At 50.5% G+C, this 11896-nt stretch carries 8 protein-coding genes and 2 pseudogenes; all 10 read right to left on the reverse strand.

Annotation, left to right across the window (positions count from 1 at the left end):
• A pseudogene (locus tag ALO_RS15610) lies at window positions 1–259 on the reverse strand (3-phosphoshikimate 1-carboxyvinyltransferase); the annotation flags it as partial.
• A gap of 487 nt (window positions 260–746) precedes the next feature.
• Window positions 747–2669, reverse strand: a complete 1923-nt coding sequence (locus ALO_RS15615) for an OPT family oligopeptide transporter (protein WP_004097683.1) — start codon at window positions 2667–2669, stop codon at window positions 747–749.
• Window positions 2670–2752: 83 nt separating this feature from the next.
• The gene (locus ALO_RS15620; protein WP_004097684.1) at window positions 2753–4210 is read right to left on the reverse strand and encodes an aminoacyl-histidine dipeptidase; all 1458 of its coding nucleotides are present in this window, start codon (window positions 4208–4210) and stop codon (window positions 2753–2755) included.
• Window positions 4211–4523: 313 nt separating this feature from the next.
• The gene (locus ALO_RS15625; protein WP_004097687.1) at window positions 4524–5156 is read right to left on the reverse strand and encodes a manganese efflux pump; all 633 of its coding nucleotides are present in this window, start codon (window positions 5154–5156) and stop codon (window positions 4524–4526) included.
• A 219-nt stretch (window positions 5157–5375) separates the two neighbouring features.
• Window positions 5376–6203, reverse strand: coding sequence for a methyl-accepting chemotaxis protein (locus tag ALO_RS23565; RefSeq protein WP_040293622.1), 828 nt, complete (start codon window positions 6201–6203; stop codon window positions 5376–5378).
• Between the two features lie 154 nt (window positions 6204–6357).
• Window positions 6358–7449: a GntP family permease gene (locus ALO_RS15635; RefSeq protein ID WP_004097690.1), complete on the reverse strand. Its 1092-nt coding sequence runs from the start codon at window positions 7447–7449 to the stop codon at window positions 6358–6360.
• A gap of 4 nt (window positions 7450–7453) precedes the next feature.
• Window positions 7454–7675, reverse strand: a complete 222-nt coding sequence (locus tag ALO_RS22880) for a hypothetical protein (RefSeq protein WP_004097691.1) — start codon at window positions 7673–7675, stop codon at window positions 7454–7456.
• Between the two features lie 57 nt (window positions 7676–7732).
• Complete coding sequence (locus ALO_RS15640) at window positions 7733–8761, reverse strand: ketopantoate reductase family protein (RefSeq protein ID WP_004097692.1); 1029 nt, start codon at window positions 8759–8761, stop codon at window positions 7733–7735.
• 19 nt (window positions 8762–8780) lie between these two features.
• Window positions 8781–9709, reverse strand: a pseudogene (locus tag ALO_RS15645) (beta-keto acid cleavage family enzyme).
• A 414-nt stretch (window positions 9710–10123) separates the two neighbouring features.
• Window positions 10124–11470, reverse strand: a complete 1347-nt coding sequence (locus tag ALO_RS15650) for a sigma-54 interaction domain-containing protein (RefSeq protein WP_004097696.1) — start codon at window positions 11468–11470, stop codon at window positions 10124–10126.
• Between the last annotated feature and the right edge of the window lie 426 nt (window positions 11471–11896).

The following is an 11896-nucleotide window of genomic DNA, read 5'->3' on the forward strand; positions in this document are numbered from 1 at the left end:
CGGCTGTCTCAACCGGCTGCAGCCCGCCGGTTCCGGCAATGACCACGCGTCCGGCCTGGATGCGAACTTCTGTCCCCATAGCCCGCATACCCTCAATAGTCGCGGTGATATCATCGGACAGCGACACGCCCCCGATGACCGACGTTCCACGGGCCAGCCCGGCGCAAATCACCGCCCGGTGGCATAGGCTCTTGGAAGCCGGAATGGTTACATTCCCCTGGAGTTTTACCGGAGTAATCGATAGATCCATCATGCTCATTTCCCTATCCTTTGCATTTTAGTAAAAAAATAAGACTCACGAGAGTCTCATCAAGCTTAAACCCTTTTAGTTTCCGCTTTAGTCAGCTTATTTGGCTCTTCGGCAATGTTGCAATATACTTTCTTTTTACGTCAAAAATAGCCCGCGCTATAAAAATAGCCCAAGGCAAAGCTAGCAGGAGTATCAATAGAGAAAGTATAGTATTGTCGATAGCCCCGTTCCCTGACACTCTTTTCTACCATTTTCCAAAATATATTTGTATATTGGTAACGTTCTAGCAGGTTGATAAAATTCCTTCTCTGCTAATAAGAAACTATCAAGTTCATTTTACAGGCCCGGACTCCTTCCCGTATACCGCTAATAAAAATACGCCTTGAAATGGATTCTTCATTCCATTCAAAGCGCATTTTGGGCAAGGGTTCGCAGGGATATTTTGCGGCAATCCTTTGATCACCTGCTCGCCCTTTCTATATTGAGAGTCTCGTTGTTATTTGTCAGCGTGTGCTGCTTTACTCCCGAGCAGTGGAAGTGCGGATGCGACGACAAGGATAACCAGGAGGATAAAAGCCATCCCGTTGGAAGCGGCGAAACCACTCGGGTCACTGACCCTGATCACTCCCGTCACCTGAAGAATGATGCCAATCAAGCCGATAATCGAACCACCGGCAACAAGGCCGGACGATAGGCTGACGCCATTGGAGACTTTGGCTTCCCTTTCTTCCTCGCTCTTCGAAATCTTCTCTATGAACACACGGACCAACGCACCGATTAGCAGGATGGAAGTCGTGGAAATCGGCAGATAGAACCCAATCGCAACCGTCATAATGGGAAGATCAAGCAGGAACAGGACGATGCCGATCACCACGCCGGAAATGATCATGACCCATGGCAGTTGGCCCGACATAATTCCCGCAGTCAAGGTAGCCATCAAATTCGCCTGGGGCAGCGCAAAGGGTACGTTGTCGCCAGTCATCGAAAGCTGACCGGCGAGCAGAAGGATGACGCCGGTGACAACCGCGACGCCAACCACAGAGGAGATGACAAAAAACTTCTGCATCTCTTTCTTGTTGCCGCCGATGATATAGGCGACCTTCTGCGACTGGCAGTAGCCTCCGCCAGCGGCAATTGCGGTGACGATAAACGTGCCGAACAGCAGCAGCGACCGATTGTCGCCGATACCTGACCATCCCATGCCGACAAACAGCAGTGTCAACACCACGATGGAGGCGATAGTCATGCCGGATACAGGGAGATTTGAGGTACCGATCGTTCCGGTCAGGCGGCCGGATACGATGGCGAACAGCATCGACAGAACAAAGGAGAGAATAGAAGCGGCAATCGCCATAGCGATGTTACCGCCGGAGATCATGAAGCCACCGGCAAACCCGATCACGATGCCGCCGAGCAGGGGCAGCATCTGAGAGGAAGAGTTACCGGAGCCCGCTTCGGATTTGGCTGAGAACGTTTCCCGTATGGAAGAAACCACGGTGGGGATCAGCCGCACAGCGCCGATCAGCCCGCCGGAAAGCATCATTCCGGCGCCGATATATTTCACATAGCTGCCGGCAATATGACTGACCTGCATCGCGTTGACACTGACATCCGGGTTGTTCCATACCGCCGGGCCGCCTTGCCCCAAAGTAGCAAAGTAGCCAATGATGGGCGTAATGGCGAAACTGGATAGCAGCGATCCGGCGAACATGGTGAGCGCTACCGGCAGACCGACGATGAAACCAATGCCCAGCAGCAGAGGGTTCACTTCTAACTGGAATCTCCATTTGTAAAAAGTTTCATTTGTGAAATTAATCACATTATTGGCCAGATTCAGAAAAGATCCGGTCAGAACGGTCAAAACGCCGCCGATACCAAAGCCGGCTCCCATAAACCGCAGGGGCTCTTTGGCGCCTTCCGACGCGACCAAGGTTTCGGAGATTGCCATAGATTCGGGATACATCAGTTGGCCATGTTCTTCAACGATCAGATAATTGTGAACCATCGAAGCGACGCCGATGCCGAATAAAGCGCCTCCCAGGCCGGTTACAAAACCTTCCAGGAAGGAAACCCCGGCGCCAATCAGAAGAACTGCCGGCATAACGAAGATCATACCGCTTGCAATGGTTTCGCCGGCGCTGGCCATGCCTTGAAGCAGCGTCTTGCCGAGAATGCCCCTGGATTTGGCGAAAATCATGATAAATATGGAGCCCAGAATGGAGCCGGGAATACCGGCCGCGACTGTAAGACCCGCCTTCATGCCCGAGTAAGCCGTGGACGCCGCAAACAGCGCGGCCAGAATAATGCCGATGATGAGCACGGCAATATTGCCGCCGCTTTGAGAGCGTTCCGAGATATAGGGGATATATTCCTTGCCGGATATGCCGCCATACGCTTCTTTTGATAATTTTCTATTCATAAATACACTCCCTCTGATCTAGTAATAATGCTGCGTTCCTATCTGTAATCCGGATTTTACGGATTATTGCTCCCCTCTTTTGATTACTTGAGCGCCTTCAGGATGTCCAGTAAATAGTTCCATGTCCGCTGAGTAGACGGTATGTTCAGATGCTCTTCGGCGGTATGAACTCCGATGATTGTCGGACCGGCCGAAATCATATCCAGCTGCCCGTTGAATTTTTCCGCAAAAAGCGCACATTCCAGACCTGCGTGAATAGCGGTCACCAAAGGCTTTTGGCCAAACATCTTTTCGTACACAGCGATAAAGACTTCTCTGATTTTGGAGTCAGGATTATATTGCCACTCCGGGTATTGCGCTTCAGCCGAAACGTTTCCGTTGGCAAGGCTGCCGAGTACGACGAGAGCGTTAAAGATATTCTCCCTGACGCTTCCGACAGAGCTTCGGATCGAACTGATGATTTCGATACCGCTCTCTTTGGTCTCAACGACACCCAAGTTCAGTGAGCTCTCCACCAGCCCCGGAATATCCATGCTCATGCTCTGGACCCCGTTGGGAATCAGATACAGAAAATGGATCACATTCTCTGCAGACTCCCTGGTCATGACCCGGCCCGGTGCTCGCTCCGCAGCTTTTACAAGGATTCGGATATCGGGATCCGCCGTTTTGAATTCATTGTGCAATATCTTTTCCAGACGGGAAACCTGTTCTTGCAACGCGGATTCGCCGGCTTGGCTAATGCAGACGATCGCCCGCGCGTCACGGGCGATCGCATTATGTTTGGAGCCGCCGTCCACCGCGCCCAGGCGAAAATCTATTTTCGTATTTAAAAGCTGCAGCAAACGAGCCATCAACTTATTGGCGTTCGCTCTGCCCTTGTGGATATCTACACCGGAATGGCCGCCACGCAGACCCTCGACCGTGATGGCGAAAACGCGGTCATGAGGATTCGCAGTTTCCCAGGCAGCCGGAATGCGGATCCGTGCCGAGCACCCGCCGGAACAGCTGACAGTCAGTATGCCTTCTTCCTCGGAATCGAGATTGATCAGCGTCTTACCCGATATATTGGCGGGATCCAGTGCCATCGCTCCATCCATGCCCGTCTCTTCGGATGTGGTGATCAGAAGCTCAATCGGCGGGTGGGCGATTTCCTCCGACGCCAGAATCGCCATCCCCATAGCAACCGCGATTCCGTCGTCCCCGCCAAGGGTTGTCCCGGCAGCATAGAGCATGTCGTCCACGACGCGCAGTTCCAGGGGATCTTTCAGAAAATCGTGCTTGATATCCGGCCTCTTTTCGCAGACCATATCCATATGTCCCTGAATTACGATCCCCGGACTGTTTTCATAGCCTTTAGAGCCCGGCTTTTTGATAATCACATTCAGCGCTTTATCCTGTATGACTTCCAGGTGATGTTTTTTCGCAAAGGAAACCAAGTAGTCGCTGATTCCCTTCTCGTTCCCTGAACCTCTCGGGATCTTGCTGATTTCCCTAAAATACCGAAACACTTCGGCAGGTTCTAGTTTTTCCAATACTTCCATTCTGAACTTCCTCCCGACATTTAAGAATTTATCTCAGACATAGACAAAAATAAGCCTTTAACCTATTGTTCATCCCACTTGCATCGAGACACTTGTCCTCCTCCCGAAGACTCCATAGTAATAAATTATTTTCACTCATGATAATTTATTACTATAGGTGGGCAAAAAAATATTGCTTTCAATGGATGATTCCTGTCGTTTTTTCAGAATATATTTTATGATGGTAAAATTCTACCATTTCGATAAGATTCCTTCCTTTACGATAAAAAATTATTATTTTTTCATTGCCAGCTGAATGACGCGCGAAATCGATTTATTTAACCAGCCTCACAATTCCCATCAGTACCAGCATCGCACCGGAAAAATAGGGGAATTTCTTTTTGATTCTATCCGGCATAAAACGGATGGCGGCATGAATCCCTAACAGAATCAGAAGCGCCTGAATCATCCCCATGACAATAGGTGTGTATAGAGGCAGAATCCCTAATAAACAGGCGGCAAAGGTTGCCACCATATTGTCTAATCCCAAGGCCAGCCCCAGCATCATGGCTTCGCTGACACTGATGGATTTTGAACGGTCAAAGTCTACCGCTTCAGGGTCAGCCATAATATGGATCAGCAATTTTCCGATGCGAATCGTTATTTTCTGCGAAGAGTCCGGAGCATAAGGACCCACATTTCGCGTCAGGTATTCCTGAAAGATGCTGAATAACCCGATGCAAAGCAACAGTACGGCGCCAATGATTGCCGCAACGTGCGGGTCGATAAAATTACCGAATCCTTCTGCCAGAAGCATCGCGACGCCTGTGCAGATCATGGTTATAACGCCGACAACAGTCAAAGCCACGGCGGGCATACGAATCTGCCGGATGCCGTAGGTAGCTCCGGCGACAAACGAGTCAAGGCTCACGGCCAGGGCCAGGAATATAACATACAAGATATTCATTTTAAAAACCCCCTGTGCGTAGATTACAGCCACGCTATAATATACGTTAACCTCAGAGAGGTGTGCTTGCATTACCTCTAAAACAGCTTGACCAACAACCGCTATGATAAATCCCGCCAAACCGATAGACAATCCGTTAGGATCACGAAAACAATCCTGCCTTTAATGAATTGGCAGGATTGTATGGAGTGCTGATTTTAGCAGCGTATCTACAGCATTCTAATTTTGGGACTTCAAGCTTTCCGCCACATCATCCAGCTTGGAAGCCGTCGCCCTGACGGCCTGCACCGCTTCCGCCACGTGATTGATGGCCTCGGCAATCTGCGAAGTCATCTCGTCGATATTCACCAATTTCTCTTGATTATTCTGGCTGTCGGACTGAATGCTTTTTATGATATCGGCTATTTTTTGGACTGATGCCGCCGAACTGTCGGCAAGGTTTCTAATCTCATTGGCCACCACCGCGAACCCTCGACCTTGCTCGCCTACACGCGCGGCCTCTATGGCGGCGTTGAGACCAAGCAAATTAGTTTGCCCAGCGACGTTTTTTATCATATCCAGTACTCGTTTTGTCTCCTGGACTCTAATCCCGGAGTCGTAAGATAGTTTTACAAGCGCCTTATTGGCAACCGCTACTTCCTGTGTCTGAGCCGACACCTCTTCCATAGTGCTGGCAATGGTAGTAATTGCCGTTGATAACTCCGATGCCAAATGGGTCATGGCATCTTGAACATCTACCGATTCAACGAAAGCTACCGCCCCTACGACCTGACCCTCTTGCGAAAATATCGGGGCTGCCGCTCCGATGTAAGGCACACCGAAAATTTCTCTGTCGCCGCGCATATAGACGACTCTTCCTTCGTCTATTGCCCTGACGATGGCCGTCCCGGGTTTCAGCGGCATTCCTGCCTGAACACCGGTATTAATTTTAGGATTGATCAGACTGAATATATACTTTTCCCGGTCGCATACCGCCATCGTGATGTCGCCGCGGACAAGTTCCTTGACAATCGGCAGTACGTGAAAGAATTCTTGCAAAATCATCATATTGTCCTCCGCCTCATGTCTCTCGCTGATTGCCCAATTCTGTGCATTCACTTTATCGCCCTTGCCCTCCCCTATTGATATTAACCGGAGAAGCCGGATTTCTCCGGCTTCTCCCCTTATCACAGAATCACAATAATCCTTGCACCCTATTCACTTAGAGAAAAAAGGCGGCATATGCTGTAGCCACCGCAGTAATCAGAAGCGGGACAATCGTGCTGCAGGCAAAGACATGCTTATAGGCTTGTTTGTGGTTGAGGCCCAGTACTGCGAACATCAGGAACAAGCCCGGGGAATGAGGCAGCGTGTCCAGCGCATCAGCGGAAATAGCCGTCAAGCGGTGAATAATCTCAAGGTCAGCGCCGGAATTGATAAAATTCGGCGCCATTGCGTTGTACATGATTTTCAGACCGCCGGAGGAGGAGCCGGTGACAGCAGATACGACCATGGTGGATAAAACGCCCTGGACGTATGGATTCATCTGCAGGCTTAGAACCCAGGCGACGATTGCCTTGAAAGCGGCGGAGCTCTGCACCACGGTGCCAAAGCCGACCACACCGGCAAGGCCGCCAATGCCGCTGATCCCGCCGTCCAAACCGTTAGTTAAAATTTCTTTCATATTCTTATTTTTGAATTTATCCATATTGAGAAGGTAGGTTAGCAGAGCGCCGACCAGCATAGCAGCGATAGCCAGCATGGTTGAGTTCGCCACAAAATGGCTGCCCACAATAATAATCAGCATTAAAGACACGATGGGGAAAAATGCCTGTCCTGCCGAAGGCAGAAGACTGCGGTCCTTAACTTCAAACAAGGCGGCATCTACTTTATCCGGATATGTCCAGTGCTCACCGGCTGACCTGGCTTTTTTCTCTGCATAATTCATGTAGAGCATGCACAGGGCAAAAGTGAACAGACTGGCTACAATGCCCAGTACCGGCGCGGCAGTGAGTGTGGTGCCAAGGAACTGAGTGGGGATTACATTTGTCAGAGCCGGCGTTCCAGGCAGGGAGGTCATAGTGTAAGTAGCAGAACCGGTGATAAGGCAGGCCATAGTAAGATGGCGCGGCAGATCAGCTTCTTTGAATAACAGGAACATAATAGGGCCAACCGCAAAGACCACCACAAACAGGCTCACGCCGCCATAAGTCAGAAAACTGATAATTAATGTGCTGACCAGCATGACTTTGGCTTTGCCAAACCAGTCAATAAACTTATTGCCGATGGTCGTGGCGCAACCGGAAAAATTCATCAGTTCAGCATACAGACTGGAGCTGGCGAAAAGCAGGGGATAAGTAGGCGCCGGTATAACCTGTCATATAGGAAGCAGCATAGCCATCCCATAGCGGGATACCGTTAGTGACTATAACCACAAGCGACGCAAGCAGAGTCAGCGGCAGAGCGCCCAGGCCTCTATAGGCGCCGACGATCAGTACCGCAACGGCAAGAATTAGCCCAATAACAGCTATAATGTTCATATGTCCCCTCCGTTCTTTAATAACACTGTACGATGGGTTCCGGCAAAGTCCCTTGTATTATTTCGCCCTGGCGATAATGTCATCAAATCTGATGAGATAACTAAAATCGTTTACTCCTTTTCTGGCCTCGGCTTCCTTGACAAGCTCGACCACTTTGTCGTTGAACGGGGTATCTATACCGCATTCCCGCCCATTTCGGCAGACGGCGCCATTGATATAGTCAATCTCGGTCTTTTTGCCTTTCTCCAGGTCCTGGAGCATACTGGCCTTATTGTTGTGGCGTCCCCAGACCCTCCGGTAAAACTCCATTTTCCCGGGGATATCAGCCTTGCTGCTGAGTTCCAGAGACTCCATGTCCTCTCCTTGCATTTTGACCATGCGGTAACCTTTGCCATGGCATACCTTAATGGTCTCATCTGCAATGTGCGCGATGCAGGTCATGGCCTTAGGATCGGCCAAAACATCGCGAAAACTGCAGTTGAGAGTGGCCGACATACCGCTGAAGGTAGCATTCATCAAAAGCTTAGCCCAGCGTATGCCCATAAGGTTGGTCAGTATCGTCGTCCCGCCGGCGGCGCTGAGAATATCTTTCACTTTTTCCAGCCGCGGTCGCAGGACACCATCTATCTCGCCGATTTCAAAGGCGAATTTTTCAACCGCTTCCATCGTGGATGTAAGTTCGGACACTCCAGGTCTCAGCCAGGTGGCCCCAAAACCCACGGCCCCCCCGATGGTTCTCTCCCGGCCTACATACGAAGCTACCGATTCTTCGGGAATGCCGTTCTGCAGAGTGCAGACAACGCTTTCCTTGTGGAGATGAGGCAGAAATTGGGTTAATGCCTCCTGATTAGCAGTCTGCTTGGTCAGGAGGATAACCAGGTCATAGTTCCCGGTCAGTTGCTCCGGAGTAAGGGCCTTTACCGCCTGGTGCAGGCTGAGATTGCCGGTAACCGTGGCGCCGTTGGTGTTTAGCGCATCCACATTTTCTTTATAGGAATCAATCAAATCCACTTGTTTACCGTTCCTGGCCATGAGCGCGCCAATGATGATGCCAAGCGCCCCTGCCCCCAAAATAGCCGTACGCATTGTATCTCCCCCTATTTTCTTAAAAATGGACCTTCCCGTTCCCCTTGAGGGAAAGCATCTTCCGGGCTTCGTCGGAGGTAGCTGCCTCCAGTCCGAGCCGCTCGGCGATCTCTCGGATCTGGATGACCTGCTCGGCACTGGATTTAGCGAGGACGCCGGGTTTGAGATACACATTGTCCTCCAAACCCACCCGGGCATTGCCGCCCATGGTCAAGGCGGCGGTTACCAGCGGAAACTGGGCTTTGCCGGCTGCGGCGCAGGACCAGACGAAATCGCCGATTTGTTCCCGGGCCGTTTTGACCAGATAGGCCAGATTCTCCACCGTAGCCGGAATCCCACCGAGTATGCCCATGACAAACTGCAGGTAAACCGGTTTTTTCACAATGCCCTTATTGCAAAAATAGGCGATATTGTTGATCATGCCTACATCGTAAACCTCAAATTCCGGCCGGATATCGTATTGATTCATGGTTTCGATATAATACTCCATGCCGGCAAAGGTATTCGAGAAAATCAGATCATAGGTCCCCTTCAGATAAGGCACTTCCCAGTCATATTTCGGATTTTTCAGCTTGGCTGCCATATCAGCGAATACGAAGTTCACCGACCCGGCGTTGCAGGAAGCCAGCTCAGGCTGAAGTTCCACCGCCGGCGCCAGGCGCTCTTCCTTGGACATCAGCAGCGAGCCGCCAGTGGTAATACAAATGGCAGCGTTGCACTGTTTTTTTATTGAGGCAACGATTTGCTTCATGATTGCCAGATCAGAGGTCGGCCTGCCGTCTTCGGAATTCCGGGCATGGATATGGACTACCGCCGCGCCCGCTTCGTGGGCTTTGACAGCATCGGTAATAATCTGTTCCGGCGTAGCCGGGAAATAGGGGCTGAGGCTGGTGTGTGAGTTGCCCCGGTAACTGCTGCCGTAATGATGATTTTTTGGGTTTTCGCCATTGGGATTCCTCCATCTCCTATAGTTGCGCCTAGCCGTGAAGGGATCGCCGCTACCATGGTTTAGCGACTTGCTCCGACGGATTTGTTCCGCAATTTTATATATTGCAAAAAATGTGCCAAACTCCGTCTTGACGCCGGTTCTGCATTCGCTCCGCGCCATACCCGGCGGCTGATCGGGTCAGTCCAGGCCAGCAGCGGCAAGTTAATAAGCACTTTTTACAATGATAAAAATTAAACTCACATGACCGGCATTGGTTGACAGCCAATACGGTCCGGCCCCGTCAAAAGTGTAAGTAAAAATGACATGTAAATTTTAAGAATCTTGGAAAATTACTCTTACACCTGAAAAACAGCGCAAAGAGACATGTAAGTCATGACTTACATGTCTCTTTATACTTACACCATAGGCTCGCGCTATTGGATACCCAAACGTCGCATTTTTTGGTACAGCAAAGGCCTTGCGATGTCAAGCAGCTCAGCCGCCTTCTTTTTATTTCCCTGGGTAGTTCGCAGGGCATTCAAAATCATTTCTCTTTCGGTGGCCGCCTTGGCTTCCTGTATCCCACGCCCGGCTGTCATGTGGCCTCTATTTTCTACTTTCGCCGCCAGCCACTCGAAATGCTTCATTTCCAGCAGGCTGCTGTTGCATTGATGAATCGTTCTTTCGACTGCATGCTCCAGTTCCCGGATATTGCCCGGCCACGCGTATTTCATAAGGAGCTCCAGCGCCTCCGGGGCCACGGACACCGTTCCTAATCCCGCCTGATCTCCGTATATTTCTGCGAATTTTTCCACCAGCAGCGGTATATCGGTTCTTCTCTCACGTAATGGCGGCAATTTGATCGGAATAACATTGATCCGAAAGAAGAGATCCGAGCGAAATGTACCCTGCTTGACCATATCTTCCAAGCTGTCGTTAGTGGCTGCTACGATCCGGACATCAACGGGGATGGAGTCAGAGCCGCCCACCCGTTCAATTTCTTTCTCCTGCAGTACCCGCAGCAGTTTGGCCTGAGCCGCCGGTGACAGCTGGCTGATCTCGTCCAAAAACAGAGTCCCCTTCTCAGCCTGTTCAAATCTTCCCTTTTTCCCGGATTTCCGTGCCCCGGTGAAGGCCCCCTCTTCATATCCGAACAGTTCCGATTCAATCAGTTCCTGAGGAATGGCCGCGCAATTAAGCTTAACGAAAGGGTAATGGGCCCGCCGGCTTTCCTGATGCAAGGCATGGGCTACCAATTCCTTGCCCGTGCCTGTCTCCCCTTGGATGAGCACGGTGGAATTGACAGACGCCGCCTTTAGGATAGCCGCGCGGATTTGTTTGGCAGCGCTGCTGGAACCGGTTATATCGGCCAGCGAATAACGCACGCCGGAATACTTTTTGACCTTTTCTTTATAATAGTCAAGCTGGCTTTGCAGTTCCTTGATGGATTCAAACAGCGTTTCGGCGACTTCGAAAACCTGAAAGGAGATGGCGCCGATAAGGATTCCGTCTTTGACCAAAGGCATCCTGTTGACGATTAAAGGCTTTCCCTTATGGTAGAAGACGTCTCCCAGAAGAGGTTTGCCGGTTTCAACCACCAAGGGCAGTTTGCTTGTCGGCACGACATCCTTGACATTACAGCCGATGACTGCTTCCGGATCGCATCCCCTTGATCTGGCATACTTCTCTTCCATATAAACAATACGGCACAAGTGATCAACAATGACTAATCCCCACATATGCGCGAATACCTGCTTCATGATCTCGCTATGCTTGGCCAAATTGAATCCTCCTTTCAAGTCCAAGTGACAGCTGCATGAATATTTCTTTATCAAGTTCTGGTGGAAATCGCAGAATTCCTCTCTCATACCGAAACACCATCCCTTTTCCCGCGTTCCCTGCACCTTTCTTTTCCAGAAAAATGAATTTTCATTGTAAACTGCCGGTAACCCGGATATAATAAATAAAATGGAAAAGCATAGAAACGGCGATGATGAAAGACTACGGCTTATAAATCTCTGCAGAGAACCGGGGAGAGCTTAAGCTTTTCCATTTTTGGAGCTGACGGTGGTAAGCCGGAAGGGCGTGCCCTTTACAGCGCGTGCGAGGGAGTTGGCCTATTGGCCGGCAATTTGGGTGGCAACGCGGATACCTTCCGTCCCATATCAGTTATGTATGGGGTACGGAAGTATTTTTATTTATCGCAC

It is taken from the genome of Acetonema longum DSM 6540, assembly GCF_000219125.1.
Taxonomy (GTDB): domain Bacteria; phylum Bacillota; class Negativicutes; order Sporomusales; family Acetonemataceae; genus Acetonema; species Acetonema longum.